The sequence below is a fragment of the Mesorhizobium sp. M1004 genome (assembly GCF_040318795.1).
Classification (GTDB): Bacteria; Pseudomonadota; Alphaproteobacteria; order Rhizobiales; family Rhizobiaceae; genus Mesorhizobium.
The window spans coordinates 19,928-35,486 of the sequence record NZ_JAMYNB010000006.1 but is presented as its reverse complement, the minus strand read 5'-3'; the positions used below and the strand labels follow the sequence as shown (position 1 = coordinate 35,486).

The window sequence follows — 15,559 nt, the reverse complement described above, 5'->3', positions numbered from 1 at the left end:
TATTGGAATCTTCGCTTGTCTAGCCTCTGTTCGCGCTCAGTACATGTGAAGGTTCTTGGGCACGCTTGTACCGGCGGGTTTTGAGATACTGGTTTGGTGTCGACCGTGGTGGCGCTAGGCTATGTCCATACTTCGCCAACAGGCGCACCGGGTTAAGGACTTTCGAGACCAAGTGCATCGCAGGCTACGAGGCGGCTGATTAGGCGTGTATCGGGCAGACTTTCAAGATCGGCCGAAGGCACGCTGTCGCCGATCATGGCGTGCCGACGCGGCTAATCCTTTCGGCAGCCACCAGATCGCGGAGTTGGAACAGGGGATTGGCTAGAGCTGGTTTCTTTGCGGCGATGACTTGCGAAGCACAGAGATTTGTTCGATGAATTGGATGGAGGCCCGCAACTCTTCAAATTGTGCTGGCACAATGTTTGATAGGCGGCAAGTCGAGCGGTCGGTTGGGGAGGGTTCGGGTCTGTTTTGGCTGGCCGGTCTAGTCGTTTTGCTTGGGCTGTGTGTTCCCGCCTTGGCCTCGGGCAACGACTACCAAACCTGTACCGATCACGATGCGGAAGCCGCACGGCGGATCGCGGCTTGCACGCATGTCATGGCGGACGATACCGAATCCTATCGCAGCCATGTCATTGCTTATTCCATGCGCGCAAATGCACTGGCCGACATCGGCGACTACGACCGCGCCATAGCCGACTACGATCAAGCCATCGTCTTTGGACCGGAAGATTCCATCGTCTACAACAATCGAGGCTGGGCCTGGAGCCAGAAGAAGGACTACGGCCGTGCCATCGCCGACTACAGCCGGTCGATTAGCCTCAATCCGAAGGCCCGCACCTACACCAATCGCGGCATAGCCTGGGGATACAAGGGCGATTTCGATCAAGCCATTGCGGACTACAATCAGGCGATAGAAATCGACGCCAATCTCGCCGATATCCACTTCAACCGGCAGGATGCTTACCTCCACAGAGGCAATGCGTGGCTCGATAAGGACAATTATGACCACGCCATTGCCGACTACAACGAGGTCATCAAGCTCGATCCGAAGCAGGCCCTGGCCTATGCCGGCCGGGGTCTGGCCAGGGTGGGTAAGGGCGAGTACGACCAAGCGATCGCCGACGGCGACAAAGCCATCTCGCTGGATCCCAAGAGCGACCTCAGCTACGCCAGCCGGGGCTTGGGCTGGCTTTACAAAAAAGACTATGACCAAGCCATCGCCGACTTCGACCAAGCCATCGGCCTTAATCCGGATTTTTCGCTCGCTTACAGCAACCGGGGATATGCCTGGTGGCGCAAGGGCGATGACGACCGCGCCATCGCCGACCTCGATCATGCTATTCTGCTCGACCCGACTGATGCCGACGCGTTCAACAACCGTGGGCTGGCTTGGCGCAACAAGGCGGCTGACTGCAGGGCTATCGCCGACATCAGCCAGGCCATCCTGCTCGACCCGACGCAGGCTCGACGCTTTCAGGACCGGGGACTCCTGCGCTACTATTCCGGCCCGATAGCCGATGCGCGAGCCGACATGGAACAGGCCGCCAGGCTGGCGCCGGACAACGCCTATCTAGCTATCTGGGCGGATCTCGCCCAACGGCGCAACGGGCTTCCCGGCAGTCTACAGGGGGCGCAAAGCAAGCTCGAGATGACAAAATGGCCGGCGCCGGTGGTGCGCATGCTGCTTGGCGAGTTGACGCCCGAGGCCGTCCTTGCCGCCGCCGATGACCCGGATGCGGCCAAGAAGACCGGGCAAGCCTGCGAGGCGAACTTCTTCACGGCGGAACTTGACCGACTGCAGAAGTACGACGATGAAGCGTTGCGCCTGTATCGCGTGGCGCAACGCGATTGCCCCAAAAACTTCGTCGAATACCACGCGGCGGCCGCAGCGCTACGTGCCTTGTCGCCATAAGGCGGCTCCCGACGGCAGCGCTGGCCTGCCTCAGCGGCTACAAGCAATCCGGCAACGAACGGCCGGGAATACGCCCTTCGCCGTTTCGTTCAGACGCCGGTATGCGCGCTGTTGCCTTTCGCCGGCGGGGCAGGCGGCGGGACCACCGCCTTCGTGCTTTCGCCGGGGGCGTCGACAGGAACGAGGGTTATCAGCGCCGGGTTGGGAAAATGATCGAGCGTGGCGCCGGTCATCGCATCGACCCCGACGCCGATCAGGCCGCCGACCAGAATGTTTCCGGCAAGCCCGGCCGCACCTTTCCCGCCCATCTTGGTGCCGATGTAAAGGCTGCCTGGCTTGTAGCCTTCCTTCTCGGCAAAGGCGGTAAAGCCTTCTTTACGGCTTGCTTCGACAGTGCATGGCGATGCAGGACAGGAATGCCCGAGGGATGTTCGTATTGCCGCGTCCGCCGGCTCTGAATTGATGGACACTTTGTCTGTAGTTCCGCGCACCACCGATGCGCAGCCGGAAACAGCAAGCGCTGCCGCCAAGGCGGCAAGAATACTTGATTTCATTTGAAATTCTCCCCAGGCCAGTCATGACGCAACTTGCATGCGGGCGCAAGGGCACGAGGGCGGAACGCGCAGGCGTGCTTCAGAAACCCGCCCGGCGCGCGAAATGTTCATAGGTCACGCGCCAGGGGTCGCTCTCCGCGCGTCTCTCCTCGCCGATCCAGTGAAAGCTGTCGGCGGTGATCTCGGTGAACCGCCACCGCGCCTGCAGGCCGTGCGAGTCGGCGCCCATCTGGACGATGTCCTTGCCTTCGGCCCGCCCGATCTGGCGCGAGTAATCCTGGTTGAGCGGATCGCTCCAGATAATGTGCCAGCCACCGATCCCGGGATCGAAGACGCGCAAGGTCGTGCCATACATGGTGGACGGGGCAGGGCGCCTGGGCCTGATCCAGATGTCCTGAATGGCGCGGCCTTCGAGCACCCACCAAAGTGACACTCGCCATCCCATTTCTGAATTGTGCCGTCGTTGCGGTGGTGGAGCGTCTCCATGTCCCAACTGCCGATCAACCATCCATACAGGTCCATGTCTTTCGCCCGGTCGGCTGGCGGACCTTCGGATGCGAGAGCGGTAAGAAACGTCGCCATGATTGTCTCCAGGCAAGCCGCGCCGAAACGCTGGGCGTTCCAACCCTTGCACAGTTGCGGGTTCCTGGTCTTGGGAAAAATTGCGGTAATGCTGCTGTGAAGGCAGCCGGCCTTCCGCGTTCGCGCCATACCAAATCTATGCGTGAATGCTAATGTAGCGCCGGCGGGTACCCCAATGCCCGCCTGGCCGGCGCCTCCTCAGGCAATCTCTTGAATGAGCGGCGCCGGCCGCTGATTTGGGCGGCGACCAAATTCCCGCCGGAGGAATATGAGGCGGGTAGGCGATTATTGCTGGGCAGTTTTGGCAGGCATTCCGATATCGGTCTGTATCCCCAGAACGTCCGCTGCCCAATCGCGCAGTTCCGGAGAGGCATCGCCGGATTTCATGATCGACACGGCCAAAGCGGCCATGTCCGCGGGCGGCTTGTTGTTTGAAGCCACATAGGTGAAATAGCCGGCCATGATGGCGCATCCCACCGAAATGACCGGTGGGACGATTTGGAGTGCCGCCAAAGCTATTGCGCGCCAGCGGCCTGATCGGCTGGGTGCCGGAAGCTCATCCTCATCCACAAGGTTAGTCCATTCCACACTGCTCACCAGCCGGGAGAACGTTCTCCGTGAGGATTGTCTACATTAGTTAAAATGCGGATAGATCCGCGTTGGGATGCCGAGGAACCTCGTCAAAGCGCACCGAGGGCAATGCCCACTGCGCTAGGCGAAATAGATCAACAGGGCGAGGAGTCCAAAGACAACGATAGGGCCAACTGGCCAATACCGTACGATCTGATCAGGATATTTCTCGCTCAGGCTAAGCAACCGGTCCCCGTAAGGGAGACGACTAAAGCCTGCCGGGCCGTTCTGTTGCTTGATGTCCCGGAGGATGCGGCGCGATTCCCTGATATCTCTGTCCTCTGGTTCGGCCATTGCAAAAGTCCTCCCTGCCGGGACCGATCTTAGCCTGTTTACGTGAAGTGCCCAACAGCGTCGACCGGATCGCACGCCAGCGGCGCATGACATCATTGGAACCCAATCAATTCTCAGGCGGCGCTTCATCTTCCCAGCCGGCCAGCTCCGGCAGGTCGTCAAGCCAGCTTTTCTCTGTGATCGAGGTTTCGCCGGCCTGCGGCACTTCCTCAGTCGCGTTTTGAATGAGCCAGTCCATCCACGTGCGATAGGCAGCCGGCGCCAATTCGGGCGGCAGCACCTTGGCCTTGGTCAGCATGCGTTTGCGGAAACTGAGTTGCCGGCGCAGTTTGGTCGTCGTGAATTTTATCGCCTTGCCCTGGTATTCCACCGTCCAGCGCCCATCGCCGTGGCTGGTCAGCCTGTCGATGGCAAAACCGGCATCGACCGGCCTGTCCCGCCAGGGAAGCTCGATGGCATTCCGCCTCAGATCGAGAGCCCATCGCCGGTAGTCGGCCCCGGTACGCTGCGGCGGCAGCACGCCAGCCTGTTCGAGGATTTTCCTGCGAAAGGTCGGCTGCTTCTTGATCTGGCCGGTCGTCAGTTCGATGCGGCGCCCACGGAACTCGACATGCCAGCGGATCCTGCCGTTGCCGACATATTTGACTAACCTGTCGATGACGAACTCGTCATCGGCAAGCGTCACGCATCCCTGGCTGATGCGTTCGAGAATGTACTGGCTGTCAGTGGGCATGACGTGCTTTGGCTGGGGAACCTGGATTCGAACCAGGACTAACGGAGTCAGAGTCAGATTGTATCGTTGTTTTCCCTAGCAAAGTTCGCCTCGTGTTGCAGCCGTGTTGCAGTCTTCCGCTACAACAGCAGCCGGGCCTCGATTTCAGCAACAGCCGTCTGATCGGCGGCATCGTCTTCGAACAAATGGCCGTAGGTGTCGAACGTCACCGTGATCGAGCTGTGCCCCATGATGGTCTGGACACGCTTCGGCGATAGCTTCTGTTCGATGAACAGGCTTGCCGCCGCATGACGCAGGGCGTGGAAATTGTACTTGGCGATTTTGAGCGGATCGCCTTCGGCATCGTGCCTTATCGGGTGGAGCCGGAATAGGCCGGCACCGACGAGCATCGGCGTCCAGACGCGCGCAAGGATGTTGTGATGGTCGAGCGGCGTTCCTTCATCTGAGGGGAACACCAAGCCATCGGGACCGTTCGCGACGGAGAGGCGCTGTTGCTTCAGGGCATTGATTGCCATCGGCGCCAGCGGCACGTCGCGCTCACCGGCCGAAGTTTTAGGAAGCCCGAAATCACCCCATGCGTCCACGCGGCCTTTCACCGTGAGAACGCCGCGCTTTAGGTCGACGGCATTCCATCTGAGGCCACGCAGTTCGGAGGCGCGCAAGCCGCTAAATAGCGCCGTTACTATCAGGGCGCGGTGCTTGCCTTGGGCGGCGTCCAGTATCGTCCGCAACTCGGGTTTGGTCGGGATCTCGGGCCGCTTCAACTTTCGCCGATCGTTCGTCTTCACCTTGGCGTCCGAAACCGGATTGGTCGCCGCCAAACCACGCCGCCTTGCTTCAACGAAGATCGCGCCGAGCGAACGCACAACGCGCTTGACCATGGCCGGCGATCGGTCCTTTGCCAGTTCGTCAGCGAAGGCGTGGACGTGCGGCGTGTTGAACTGCGAAAGTTTCCTCGCGCCGATGAGCGGCACGATGTGGAGCTTGACGTGCTGGGCATAGGCGTCCCGCGTCGAGCGCTCCAGGCCTTCGGCGTCGCACCTTTCCAGCCACAACCTCGTTGCCTCCTTGATCGTGATCGACGCGCTGTCAGCCACGTGCACGCCGAGTTGCAGGTCGCGCCGGACCTTGACCAAATATGCGTCGGCGTCCTTGCGCTTGTCGAACTGCTTGGCTCGGCGATTGCCGCCGGCATCGAAATAGTCAGCTAGCCAGCGGATCTCGCCGGAGGGCAGGGTGCGTTTGCGGACCTTAGCCATTCCTATTCCTCGCGTTTCTTTATCGGGCGAATTATCGCCGGTATGTTATTTGAACTCGCGCGAGCCGGGTTCCTTCGGTCGCAACCAAACGCCATTGGGCGCTTCACCCTTGTTCAGTGCCTTCCGAAGAAAGGGCCCGAGGTAAAGCTCATCCTAATATTCAAAGGAGTCGCCGAGAGGTGGCGGGACGTTGGGCACGTCTTCGAGTCGCTGCCCTACGGAGATGCCGAATTCTTCGGAGTTTCGCATAAACCCGAGCATCTCCAGCATTTTTGGTTTTTGCAGCCGTTCGGCAACATTCGCGATGTGTTCGTCAATTGCGGCGGGCACAGCTTCCGCGCCTTGATCCGCCTGAAACAGGGACATGGCAGTATGTATCGCTGACACGATCGCGTTGAACGTGAAGCGATCCTGATGCCACTCCAGCCGGGTTTGTTTTTCCACTTCCATGGCCAAATGGGCGACCAGGTACGAAAGCGCCCTTACGTGATCCGGCCCAAGGATTCGCTGCATCCGCTTGGGTTCGTCGTAACTTTCCCGCAGTCGACGCTCGACAATCTGCGATATCGACTTGCCGGTGCTTGCGCTCTCGGCGTCCAGGTCGGCCCTAAGGTCCGGAGTGATCCGGGTGGAAAATGCTGACGACTTCCCTGCAAATTCGCCTTTGGGTTTCCGCCCTCCGCCAGCGGCGCGCGTGGTCTTCGCCATCAATCTTTCCTTATTTGTCTTAACGAATGCAGCGATATGTAACACACCTGTATTGCACGCGCAATGACGCGGCGTTACCTCATTGGTCATTCAACACCAGCCAATGGAGCCAGTTTCGAAATGAATACCAATACTGAACTTCTCGTTATGTCAGTGCCGGAAGCCGGCGCAAAGCTCGGCCTGAGCCGCAACGGCAGCTATGAAGCCGCCGCTCGTGGCGACATTCCAACTATTCGTATCGGCAAGCTGATCAAGGTGCCGAAGGCGGCCTTCGAACGCATGTTGGCGAGGTCAGGGGAGGCGGCCTGAATGCAGAACGATCTCGAACCCGACATGAAGATCCAGCAGGCCACCGAGTTCCTGGCCGGCCCGTATGAACGGCAGGGCGGACGCGCTGCTGTTCCAGAACTCCGGTCCCGCTTCGGCATCTCGGCCGCAGACGCCATCGAGGCGATCAGGATTGCCCAGGCCATTCGACTGGCGAGGGCTGGCTGATGACCCAGACCACGATCGATAGCGACCTCATCGACAAAGCCCGCTGGTTTTTGACCTACGCAACGTCACAGGGACGGCAGCAAGGCCGCACGCCGTATTTCCTTCTCCTAGACCGGTTTCAACTCGACCACTACGAGGCGGAAACGGTGCTGGCGCGCCTCAAGGCGGAGGGCTTCAGCAAATGAGCTTACAAAATGGAAAGCCGGCCGCGCTGGACACGCGAACCGGCTCCGAAATGTCAACAAGCTTCCCGGCAAGTGATGGTCTGGACAATGCCACATCACGCCGCAATCGGCAAGCAGACAGCGCGCAAACGCGATGGAAGCTGGCGAACCCAAAAGCCGTTTGGGCACAGCAGGCACTCCGCTCGGCAGTCAATCGCGGGCTAGTCATTCAGATGCCTTGCGCACAGTGCGGCGCACTTGTGGCCGAGGCTCATCATAGCGACTACGACAGGCCGCTCGATGTTGATTGGCTCTGCCGGCTGCACCATCGTCGGGAGCATAAGCGCTTGAAATGCGAGGCCAGCTAAATGGCAGCCGCTCCTAAGCAAACCTACTCTCCGGTGCCGACGCGGGCGATCGGTGACAAGACGCTCAACCGCGAAGATTTTCGGGTGCTGATCGCGCTTGCCGCCCACGACCGTTTCGGCGCCAATGGCGTCGGCTGCTATGCCAGCCATCCCCGCCTGGCAACCCTTGTCGGTTGCCATCTCAAAGCCCTGTCGCGGTCGCTGGGCGTGCTCGCCGGCCGCGGCTACATCACCGCCAAACAGCACCCGTTGAACCGCAGGCTCAGGGTCTATTCCATCGTCTATACCGAGTTTGACGCGATCTATCTGAAGGGCGGGATAGGTAGCGGTCCCGTTACCAATGATGACGCTATAGGTAGCGATATCGTTACCCACGACACGCCGACAGGTAACGGTGCCGTTACCGAAATTGCCTCGATAGGTAGCGGCGATTTTGAGAATAGCGAACAGGATCAATCACTTCCTGAGGTAAATATATTAGGTGAAACCTATAATAGATCCCGGGAACCGATTTTAAGATATCCCGTAGAAACGGCGTCATCGACGCAAGCGCCCTTCGAAAAAGTGGCAAGGAACGCAGTGAGCACGGTCAGCGTCGGCGCCATTGCTGGCGATGGCCGAGCGCTCGATGAAGAACGGCGCCGACAAGTCCAGGCTGAAATATTGGTTCGAGTGGCTGGATGGACTTGTCGGCGATCAGGCTACGCTGGACAACAACGATCCGAACTACGGAAGGGCGCGGCGGCTGTTCGAAGAGATCGGGGGCTACCTCGATGCCGCATAGCGTCCAGAAAGTTTCCGGCGAAGAACTTTCCACAGAAGGCGGTGCCCAATGAGCGGCGCCATCGATTCCGCTGCACGTCTGCGCAGGATCCAGGCATGTGTCCGTGAAGGGCGGCCGATCGATCCCGAAGACGCTGTGCCGTTCGGCGAGGCGATCGACGCCTTCTTCGCTGGACACGCCCCTACGCTCGACGCAGCGCTCGGCCTGAAAGCCGCTGGCCCTGGCAAGGCCGACGCGCGCCGCGGCTGGCTCATCAGCGAACGGGACAAGGCGCTGCGGGAACTTGCCCGGCATGTTGCGTCCGATCTCGACGGCGCCGACGCTGAAGGCATCTGGGACATGTTCGAACACCTCGAAGCCTATGCCGGCGGCGAATGGCCAGAGCATCGTACAGCGGCTGTCTGCCCGCACCCGGAAGGCGGCAGGGCGCTAGCTTGGACCATCCTTCGCGGCAACAGCGGCAAAGCGCCGACACGTCGATGGCTGGCTGATTTCTTCGGCTAACGCGCAAATCAGATTTCCGCGTCAGGGCACTTTTCAGGGTTTGGTAGGATGCAGGCAAATCAACGGAGAACCCATATGGACGCCGCGACTCCCGCCGACTTGATCGTCTACAACGACAGCGCCAATCCGGCCGACAGGCTGTCCGCAGTGGCAAAGGCGAAATTCGCCGCGCTGGTAGAGGCCCGCGACGATGCACGCGCGTTGCTGTTGGGGGTGTCGGACAAGCAGCGGAAACTGTTCGAAAAACGCGACGAAGCCGAGACCGAGTTCCGGCGCCTTGAACGTGCCATGGAGCGCGGCGAACTCCAACGCGAGCAGGAGTTGCCCAAGGGCATCATTCGGCGAGGCCCAGACAATCCGCGCCTCGCTGAGGCCAAGGCAAAGTTGGACTTGGCCAGCGAAGAGGTCGACCGGGTGCGCGAACAGTACGAGAAACGCGCCACGGTCTGGCGCGCCCACGCTGCCCTTGTTGACAGGCTTGAGCGCTACCTCAAGGACATTCCTGGCCGGATCGAATTGGCCGAGCCGGTGAAGCCGTCGACGGCAAAGGGCGACAAGCTGCTTGCCGAGATCAAGGCGAGCCGCTCGACCATCTCGAAACTGAAAGCCGACCGTCGCGATATCGAGACTGCTCCGCTGCCATCCAGCGACGCCAAGGCATTTGCCAAGGCATGGGTGGCCGCACAGGCAGCGACAGCCAAGCCGCGCCTCTACGGCATCCTCGACGGTGGCCGTAGCGAGATACAGTTTCCCACGCAATCCATTCAGGTCGAGGCAACTGTAGTGCTCGACTCAGGTGGATTTGGCATGGCGCGCGGCCCCGCCTTTGCGGTTGATGCGGTGGCGCTCCAATGCTGGATGAACCCAGACGCGATGATTGCCGCGCTCGAACGGGACATCAGCCTGATCGCCAACGACGACCGTGCACTCGACGGGGCCACGCGCGCCTACAAGATCAACGAGATCGATGAGCAGTTGCTCGCCACCGAACGCACAGAGGAAGCCCTTGTCGACGCAGCGCTGGCCGAACACCTGCCAGTCGAACGCCGTGCCGATGTTGATCCCCGAGCGGTGCTTGGCCTCGCCGACGATCTGCCCGAGTGCGGGACTGAGTTCAAGAGCATGGTGGCAATCCTTCACCATCATCAAGAGACCGGACGGCTTCGGCTGCCCGGCCTCAACCTATTCGCGCACGTCGTTTCCGGCGGCTGTTGCGCGATAGGCACCGGCGCTGTTCCTTCGGCTGCCGGTGCCGCTCATTCACGAATGGCGCGGTCGCGGACTTCCATCCCGGCGTGCGTCGCGGACGGACGGTCGGATAGGGTTTCCCCGACTTGTCCGTCCGCACCGGCCAGCAACGGCCGGGTCCTTTGGGGCTCAAAACACAGTGAGGGGAATGCGACAGCGTATACCCTCTCCAGGGCCAGCTTCAAAAGTTTCGGTTCCGTTTCCCTTTCGGAGCGGAACCCATGAGCTACAAGACTTTAACGGTCACCGCTGCGGAACTCGGCGATGTGCTTGACCTAACACCCAGGCGCATCCGACAACTCGCCGAGGAAGGCGTTTTCGAACGTGAAGGCCGGGGCAAATACCCGCTTGCCGGATCGGTACAAGCCTACATTACGTCCCAGGAAGCGGACGAATCCGACGAGCTTCGCAAGGAAAAGATCGCGCTCATGCGGGCACAACGGCGCCGCATCGAACTGGACAATCTCGTCCGGGAAAGCACCGCTGCCGATCAGGACTTCCAAGACGTTTTCATCGGGGCAATTTCAATCTGGTGGCACCTGCACGTTCGTCCGATAGCGACCTGGCTGTTCGAGGATCTTCGGCTCAGGGGCGTGAAGGACGACACGCTGATCGCTGGTGATGTCCAGGGCTGGATCGGGCGGCTCCGCTACGATGGCGAGCAGTCGATGCTTTCCGCCGCCGCCAAGGCGAGGAAGAACGGCGTAGCCATCACCGACTATGACACCCTCATCCGAATGATCGGCGCCGAACCATCTGTCGATGACGGCCCGGACGACACGCGCGAAGAGATCACAGCCCGCGCTTTCTGCGAAGCGCTGAAGGACAACCAACCATGACCCAGGAAGAACTAGCCAGAAAGATTAGAAGCCTGAGAGCCGTGCTCTCGCCGGACGATCTGCCGTCTGCTCTTTCGGCACCGCTCAAAGACGCAATTTCACAAGTCTGGCCGGCAATCAGGAAAGCGCAGCGTTCGGGCGATTTCGAGCTCGCCGAGATGTTGGTCCGCCATGCGCTCGACGGCGCCATGCCAATCACAATTGCAATTTTCGAGGCCCGCGTGGCTTCCGCTGCAGGAGACAAGTTCCAATGACCATCCCAAGCCACTTCCCCCAGCACTGGCAAAACGCTCTCGCCAAGGGTGACGCCACCGGCTTCCGCACCAAGGGCGATATGGTGTCGTTCTTCTACAAGGCGCGGTCGGTCACCGCCCTCTATTCTGAAGAGGAACGACACTACCTCTCGCTGGCCGATCGCCATCCCAAGCAGTACCAAGGCGCCTTGAGCCTAGGGCGAGCCGACATGCGAACTGAATACGAGAAGACCGAGGCCGTGAAGCACGCGCCTTTTGTCGGAGCGCCCCAGCCCCCAGCCGCGCCGACGCCGGCCAATCGGCCAAAGGCTGACACTGCCGCCATGTGGGCCGCCGCCATTGAGAAGGTGAATTCGGAATTCAACGGCATTTCGGCCAAGGTCTACGCAAAACGCGACGCAAAGAGAACTGGGAACGCCAATGAGTTCCGACGACCTGGCCGACATGACCGAACTTCACGCCGAGCTTATGCTGCCGGGTGAGACCGGTGGCGGCACCGTGCTCGACGAATATACGGAATTCGCGGACGAAATATTCGCCCTCTGCGACGCCGATGTTGCAAGCCGCACTGCGGCGACAGAGCCGACCCTGGTGAAGCGCTACCTGCACGGTCTGGGCGCGGTCGCAGAATATCACCGCTTGCGCCACAAGAGCTTCCTTGAGGCGCTGAGACGGCTGCAGACCGCCGCTGGCGTAAAGGTCTCTTGAGATGCCGGGCACCGCTGAAGATCCCGTCCGGCTCGGCCCGTTTGAGCGAATCATCTCTGTGCATTGGGGCAACCGCTATTTCGCAATCCAGGTGCGACTGGTCGGCAACTTCCTCGGATACGATCCAATCCCGTGTTCGCCACACGTGCAGACTATCGATCTTAACACCGACGGCCCATGGACCGGCAACGGCCTCAAGACCTACTACGGCGGCTATTACCCGTCCGCCTTTGAGCCAGTCAGCGACGAGGATAAGATCCAGAATGCGCTCATCTACGGTGGCGGCGGCTGGCATGGCATCGCCTGGGGAGGTTACGGCGTCGCCGGCCTGCCCGATTGGCCAACCGGCGGCCAGACCGGATTCGCCAACTGGACCTACGCCAATCCGGCCGATGGTTCTCTCCCGCAATTGCGTGCCGGCTCGGCGCTGGCAACACCTTTCGATATCCCTGTTCCGCTAGAAGGCGGGCCGATCTTCGACGAGGGCCTCGACGTTGCCATGGTGTCAAAAGTCGACACGTTTACGGGTGGCCAGGTCTGCACCGAAATCTTTTTAAATCCTGGCGTGTTCACGCTGTACTCGCTCCGAACCACCGACAGTTCGTCCGAGGTCGAGATGACCTATCCCGCCGATTCCATCACCATCACCTATCACGGCAAAACCTACGAGGCCGTCGCTACCAAGCTGATCAGCACTCAGCGGCTGTGGATACTCTGCGAACGTTCGCCGAGCGGCGACTGATGACCGCCGATCACATCGCCTTCACCGCTGCGAGCATCGTCATTCTGGCGCTGGCTTGGTGGCCGTCCTGACGATGCTTCCGCGTCTTTAGCAAAAGACGAAATTTCTATAAAACCGCCCAATATGAATCTCTGTTAGCTTGTGCTAAATTAGGTAAGGAAAAAATAAAAAAGGGGAGATTAGAACAATGTCTACATCACGTCGTGCACTGCTTTCCATGATGAGTGCAACTTTCGCATACGCTGCCCTTTCTGGCATCGCCTCTGCAAAAGGAGGCGGCGGCAAGGGTGGCAAGGATGGCGCGATGGACACTGGTCCCGGCATAGTTCCAGCCAGCGGAACTAGCGTGAAGCAAGTAAAAACTTTCAAATCTTTCCAGGGCAAGGCATGCAATCGCGACTACAAACGGGTTTGCCCATCAACACCGATCGGTAAATGCGATCTCGTAGGCAGGATCAATCAATTGTCACCTGCCTGTAAGGCCTTCGTGATGGCGCACTGAGAAAAGTCAGACAATACATCTCCGCCTGATGAGGCCGAAGCGCTGGCGGCTGCCATCGTCGCAGCCATCGACCAGATGCAATTGCGCGTAGTGATGAAAGCGCCTTCCCCTCCATGAGCCCCGGCCCATAGAGACCGTTCACCGCTTCCTCGCTTCCAAAGCAGAAGTTCCGAACTACGTGGGTTTGGTAGCCGTGTTAAGTGGCCCGGCACCGTAGCTGGGCTCCGCCAAGTACGCGCCGGGCCTGGCCGGAAGAAACAGTGAGCCCCGGCTCGGTTTGTTTCAGTGGGAAGTATGGTCCAGGAGCCTAATGGTGGGATCGAGGCGTTCAGAGTTGACGCGATCGACACCTTCAGCTGTGATTGCGATCATCCCATCCATTCTAACGATCCAACCTTTCGCCTTCAAATACCAGATATGGAATTCGAGATGTTCTCGCGGACAGTCTGACAAGAGCTCAAGCTCTACATCTCCGATACCAGGATTGCGGACCTCGTGCCGGCGTTTTGTGTAAAGCAGCGAAAGCAGCTTGGATTGGATCTCAGAATCCCGCCCCAAGCCTTTCTTGTTGCTGGCTTCCTCGGTCAACTCGCGACGAAGGCCGGCATGCTCTTTATAGGCCACGTCATATTGCGCCCGCTTGACCGGATCTTTAAGCGTATTATGGGCTTCCACCAATTCGCTGAAGCGGGCTTCATCACCAGTCTGTTGATTGTCTGGATGATAGCGCATCGCAAGATAGCGGAAAACACGCTCCACGGTTTCCGAGTTGGCGTTTGGGCTGATCTCCAGCGTTTCGTACAGGTCTGCGAACATCGAGAAGTCCCCCAGCGCATATACTACGCTATTTCCCCGAGAAAGCATCGCGCCGGTGACGCCCGAAAGCAAGCCCGCTTGAACTCGCGAGCCGACCTTTGGCACCAGCTAGGCAGGCCTTCTGCCGCAGCGGCTCCGTTCCTGCTCTTCGGCCGGCGGTATTTCTTCACCATCTGGACCCTGCCAGCATCGACCGTCAGGCGACCAAGCGCCTGGACGGTTACCCAGGCGCGGCAGCCGGGGGTTAGTAACTTGCCTGGAAGACAAGCCGGATCGCTTTGTTGGGACTGCGATCGGAGGTACTATCGCGGTTGGCGTCTTGCTCTGGATTTGGGTATTTGGCGACATCATTCTCGGGTTGCTGGTCGCACTCTCGCGCGGGAAGAAAGTCACAATCGAGCGGACAGTCGGCTGAAGGGGGAAGTCCATGAAGGTACTTAGTAGCGCATCGATCAAAACCTTCGGCGACACGGCTCCGGGCGAGTTCGTGGCATTTGGCAGAGGATCGAGGAATCTCGGGCTTGTTCTAAAAGAACAGCTTGGTGGGCGGCTCATTGGTATGGTGACCCACGATGAAGAGCCCCACCCTCAAATCGTCTCGGCGGGTCAGAATAATGAGTGCATGTCGTTCGGCAGCGATTGGGCCATCGAGCCCGTACATGGCGATCAATCCTTTCCGACTCTGCACACAACACTGCATAGTCACATTGCCGGGCTGCTTGCTTTGACGAAACAGGGATGGCTGATGAGCTTTGCCACGACGCCGCCCAATCGCGGGCGCTTCCCCATGCAGTGGTGGAGCCTGATCGATCAAAAACTTGTGGACGTGGAATCTGCCGCTCTCTTCAATTCATGGAAGATTTGGGCAAGTCCGGACGATCGAGAGCGCGGGGCGCAAGAACTCTACAGCTATACGGCCAAGGCGCTTCCGCGCGATTGAGCGCCGTCCAGCTCTACATCGCCGCAATCACCGCATCGATGCTCGCCAGCGCGGTCTGACGCTACCGGCAGCGCTACATGTCTTAAGCGGGGGAGCGGCCAGCTGGTCGAGCGTCCAGCCCATTTTGGTAAATGCGCAAGAGTACGTCGCGAGCAGTCTCGGCGCGTTCTCGCGTGCAGCCCATAAGTATTTTTCCGCCCAAGGTTGCGGGCTCGTCGGCAACGTCATCCCATACCATCCAAGCGCCGGCCGGATCGAGAATGCAACTAAATCTATCTGGGCTTTCTTCCATCGATCCCCAATGGATGGGAGCGTTTCATTATTTTAGCAATCACGCAAGTAATGACCGGCGCGACACCACTACCTCTTTTGGTCAAAGTTAATTGCAGTGCAGAGGAAAGCCTAGCGTACTAGTTGAATGGGAATTTATGAAAATGCCCTTCAAGGCTAATGCCTCTTCGGCGCACTGTGCCATGGTAGGGTCGCTGTAAAAAACCAACACGGTGTTGGTTTTGGCCCG

Annotated in this window: 21 protein-coding genes and 1 pseudogene; 15 read left to right on the top strand and 7 right to left on the bottom strand. The window is 59.6% G+C overall.

Annotation, left to right across the window (positions count from 1 at the left end; genetic code table 11):
• Positions 1 to 382 precede the first annotated feature (382 nt).
• On the top strand, positions 383 to 1,915 hold the full coding sequence (locus NKH54_RS14095) for a tetratricopeptide repeat protein (RefSeq protein ID WP_353028420.1): 1,533 nt from the start codon (positions 383 to 385) through the stop codon (positions 1,913 to 1,915).
• Positions 1,916 to 2,004: 89 nt separating this feature from the next.
• Here NKH54_RS14095 and NKH54_RS14090 read toward each other — a convergent pair whose 3' ends face one another.
• The 6 genes from NKH54_RS14090 to NKH54_RS14065 form a co-directional block, all read right to left on the bottom strand.
• A complete protein-coding gene (locus NKH54_RS14090; RefSeq protein ID WP_023700593.1) occupies positions 2,005 to 2,469 on the bottom strand; it encodes a hypothetical protein in 465 nt (154 codons plus the stop codon).
• A 79-nt stretch (positions 2,470 to 2,548) separates the two neighbouring features.
• A complete protein-coding gene (locus tag NKH54_RS14085) occupies positions 2,549 to 2,902 on the bottom strand; it encodes a hypothetical protein (RefSeq protein WP_353028419.1) in 354 nt (117 codons plus the stop codon).
• A 434-nt stretch (positions 2,903 to 3,336) separates the two neighbouring features.
• Complete coding sequence (locus tag NKH54_RS14080; RefSeq protein WP_353028418.1) at positions 3,337 to 3,513, bottom strand: hypothetical protein; 177 nt, start codon at positions 3,511 to 3,513, stop codon at positions 3,337 to 3,339.
• Between the two features lie 568 nt (positions 3,514 to 4,081).
• On the bottom strand, positions 4,082 to 4,708 hold the full coding sequence (locus NKH54_RS14075; RefSeq protein ID WP_353028417.1) for a hypothetical protein: 627 nt from the start codon (positions 4,706 to 4,708) through the stop codon (positions 4,082 to 4,084).
• Between the two features lie 119 nt (positions 4,709 to 4,827).
• On the bottom strand, positions 4,828 to 5,967 hold the full coding sequence (locus NKH54_RS14070) for a tyrosine-type recombinase/integrase (RefSeq protein ID WP_353028416.1): 1,140 nt from the start codon (positions 5,965 to 5,967) through the stop codon (positions 4,828 to 4,830).
• Positions 5,968 to 6,120: 153 nt separating this feature from the next.
• Complete coding sequence (locus tag NKH54_RS14065; protein ID WP_353028415.1) at positions 6,121 to 6,675, bottom strand: hypothetical protein; 555 nt, start codon at positions 6,673 to 6,675, stop codon at positions 6,121 to 6,123.
• Positions 6,676 to 6,738: 63 nt separating this feature from the next.
• On the opposite strand from NKH54_RS14065, the gene NKH54_RS14060 reads away from it, so the two are divergent.
• The 13 genes and pseudogenes from NKH54_RS14060 to NKH54_RS14000 all read left to right on the top strand — a co-directional run bounded on the left by NKH54_RS14060 (position 6,739) and on the right by NKH54_RS14000 (position 13,283).
• Complete coding sequence (locus NKH54_RS14060; protein ID WP_353028414.1) at positions 6,739 to 6,984, top strand: helix-turn-helix domain-containing protein; 246 nt, start codon at positions 6,739 to 6,741, stop codon at positions 6,982 to 6,984.
• Entirely contained in the window at positions 6,985 to 7,170 is a 186-nt protein-coding gene (locus tag NKH54_RS14055) for a hypothetical protein (RefSeq protein WP_353028413.1), read from the top strand.
• On the top strand, positions 7,170 to 7,355 hold the full coding sequence (locus NKH54_RS14050; protein ID WP_353028412.1) for a hypothetical protein: 186 nt from the start codon (positions 7,170 to 7,172) through the stop codon (positions 7,353 to 7,355). The genes NKH54_RS14055 and NKH54_RS14050 overlap by 1 nt, the downstream gene beginning before the upstream one ends.
• 347 nt (positions 7,356 to 7,702) lie before the next feature.
• A pseudogene (locus NKH54_RS14045) lies at positions 7,703 to 7,873 on the top strand (hypothetical protein); the annotation flags it as partial.
• A gap of 457 nt (positions 7,874 to 8,330) precedes the next feature.
• Complete coding sequence (locus tag NKH54_RS14040) at positions 8,331 to 8,486, top strand: hypothetical protein (protein WP_353028544.1); 156 nt, start codon at positions 8,331 to 8,333, stop codon at positions 8,484 to 8,486.
• A 48-nt stretch (positions 8,487 to 8,534) separates the two neighbouring features.
• Positions 8,535 to 8,990 (top strand): hypothetical protein, encoded by a 456-nt coding sequence (locus tag NKH54_RS14035; protein WP_353028411.1) that lies wholly within the window; start codon positions 8,535 to 8,537, stop codon positions 8,988 to 8,990.
• 75 nt (positions 8,991 to 9,065) lie between these two features.
• On the top strand, positions 9,066 to 10,463 hold the full coding sequence (locus tag NKH54_RS14030; protein WP_353028410.1) for an AAA family ATPase: 1,398 nt from the start codon (positions 9,066 to 9,068) through the stop codon (positions 10,461 to 10,463).
• Positions 10,460 to 11,077, top strand: coding sequence for a hypothetical protein (locus tag NKH54_RS14025; protein WP_353028409.1), 618 nt, complete (start codon positions 10,460 to 10,462; stop codon positions 11,075 to 11,077). Before NKH54_RS14030 ends, NKH54_RS14025 begins: the two co-directional genes overlap by 4 nt.
• Positions 11,074 to 11,331 (top strand): hypothetical protein, encoded by a 258-nt coding sequence (locus NKH54_RS14020; RefSeq protein ID WP_353028408.1) that lies wholly within the window; start codon positions 11,074 to 11,076, stop codon positions 11,329 to 11,331. Before NKH54_RS14025 ends, NKH54_RS14020 begins: the two co-directional genes overlap by 4 nt.
• Positions 11,328 to 11,813 carry a hypothetical protein gene (locus NKH54_RS14015; RefSeq protein ID WP_353028407.1) on the top strand — a complete coding sequence of 162 codons (486 nt, stop codon included), beginning with the start codon at positions 11,328 to 11,330 and terminating at the stop codon, positions 11,811 to 11,813. The genes NKH54_RS14020 and NKH54_RS14015 overlap by 4 nt, the downstream gene beginning before the upstream one ends.
• Complete coding sequence (locus NKH54_RS14010; RefSeq protein WP_353028406.1) at positions 11,776 to 12,039, top strand: hypothetical protein; 264 nt, start codon at positions 11,776 to 11,778, stop codon at positions 12,037 to 12,039. The genes NKH54_RS14015 and NKH54_RS14010 overlap by 38 nt, the downstream gene beginning before the upstream one ends.
• A gap of 1 nt (position 12,040) precedes the next feature.
• Positions 12,041 to 12,781, top strand: coding sequence for a hypothetical protein (locus NKH54_RS14005; RefSeq protein WP_353028405.1), 741 nt, complete (start codon positions 12,041 to 12,043; stop codon positions 12,779 to 12,781).
• A gap of 187 nt (positions 12,782 to 12,968) precedes the next feature.
• Positions 12,969 to 13,283: a hypothetical protein gene (locus NKH54_RS14000; protein WP_353028404.1), complete on the top strand. Its 315-nt coding sequence runs from the start codon at positions 12,969 to 12,971 to the stop codon at positions 13,281 to 13,283.
• Positions 13,284 to 13,565: 282 nt separating this feature from the next.
• On the opposite strand, the gene NKH54_RS13995 is transcribed toward NKH54_RS14000, so the two are convergent.
• Entirely contained in the window at positions 13,566 to 14,099 is a 534-nt protein-coding gene (locus tag NKH54_RS13995) for a J domain-containing protein (protein WP_353028541.1), read from the bottom strand.
• A gap of 427 nt (positions 14,100 to 14,526) precedes the next feature.
• Between NKH54_RS13995 and NKH54_RS13990 the strand changes: the two genes are divergently transcribed.
• A complete protein-coding gene (locus NKH54_RS13990) occupies positions 14,527 to 15,039 on the top strand; it encodes a hypothetical protein (protein ID WP_353028403.1) in 513 nt (170 codons plus the stop codon).
• Positions 15,040 to 15,559: the final 520 nt, after the last annotated feature.

Coding starts and splice junctions, on each gene's coding strand:
- NKH54_RS14095 (WP_353028420.1), top strand. CDS start 383: ATGGAGGCCCGCAACTCTTCAAATTGTGCTGGCACAATGTTTGATAGG.
- NKH54_RS14090 (WP_023700593.1), bottom strand. CDS start 2,469: ATGAAATCAAGTATTCTTGCCGCCTTGGCGGCAGCGCTTGCTGTTTCC.
- NKH54_RS14080 (WP_353028418.1), bottom strand. CDS start 3,513: ATGGCCGGCTATTTCACCTATGTGGCTTCAAACAACAAGCCGCCCGCG.
- NKH54_RS14075 (WP_353028417.1), bottom strand. CDS start 4,708: ATGCCCACTGACAGCCAGTACATTCTCGAACGCATCAGCCAGGGATGC.
- NKH54_RS14070 (WP_353028416.1), bottom strand. CDS start 5,967: ATGGCTAAGGTCCGCAAACGCACCCTGCCCTCCGGCGAGATCCGCTGG.
- NKH54_RS14065 (WP_353028415.1), bottom strand. CDS start 6,675: ATGGCGAAGACCACGCGCGCCGCTGGCGGAGGGCGGAAACCCAAAGGC.
- NKH54_RS14060 (WP_353028414.1), top strand. CDS start 6,739: ATGACGCGGCGTTACCTCATTGGTCATTCAACACCAGCCAATGGAGCC.
- NKH54_RS14055 (WP_353028413.1), top strand. CDS start 6,985: ATGCAGAACGATCTCGAACCCGACATGAAGATCCAGCAGGCCACCGAG.
- NKH54_RS14050 (WP_353028412.1), top strand. CDS start 7,170: ATGACCCAGACCACGATCGATAGCGACCTCATCGACAAAGCCCGCTGG.
- NKH54_RS14040 (WP_353028544.1), top strand. CDS start 8,331: ATGAAGAACGGCGCCGACAAGTCCAGGCTGAAATATTGGTTCGAGTGG.
- NKH54_RS14035 (WP_353028411.1), top strand. CDS start 8,535: ATGAGCGGCGCCATCGATTCCGCTGCACGTCTGCGCAGGATCCAGGCA.
- NKH54_RS14030 (WP_353028410.1), top strand. CDS start 9,066: ATGGACGCCGCGACTCCCGCCGACTTGATCGTCTACAACGACAGCGCC.
- NKH54_RS14025 (WP_353028409.1), top strand. CDS start 10,460: ATGAGCTACAAGACTTTAACGGTCACCGCTGCGGAACTCGGCGATGTG.
- NKH54_RS14020 (WP_353028408.1), top strand. CDS start 11,074: ATGACCCAGGAAGAACTAGCCAGAAAGATTAGAAGCCTGAGAGCCGTG.
- NKH54_RS14015 (WP_353028407.1), top strand. CDS start 11,328: ATGACCATCCCAAGCCACTTCCCCCAGCACTGGCAAAACGCTCTCGCC.
- NKH54_RS14010 (WP_353028406.1), top strand. CDS start 11,776: ATGACCGAACTTCACGCCGAGCTTATGCTGCCGGGTGAGACCGGTGGC.
- NKH54_RS14005 (WP_353028405.1), top strand. CDS start 12,041: ATGCCGGGCACCGCTGAAGATCCCGTCCGGCTCGGCCCGTTTGAGCGA.
- NKH54_RS14000 (WP_353028404.1), top strand. CDS start 12,969: ATGTCTACATCACGTCGTGCACTGCTTTCCATGATGAGTGCAACTTTC.
- NKH54_RS13995 (WP_353028541.1), bottom strand. CDS start 14,099: ATGTTCGCAGACCTGTACGAAACGCTGGAGATCAGCCCAAACGCCAAC.
- NKH54_RS13990 (WP_353028403.1), top strand. CDS start 14,527: ATGAAGGTACTTAGTAGCGCATCGATCAAAACCTTCGGCGACACGGCT.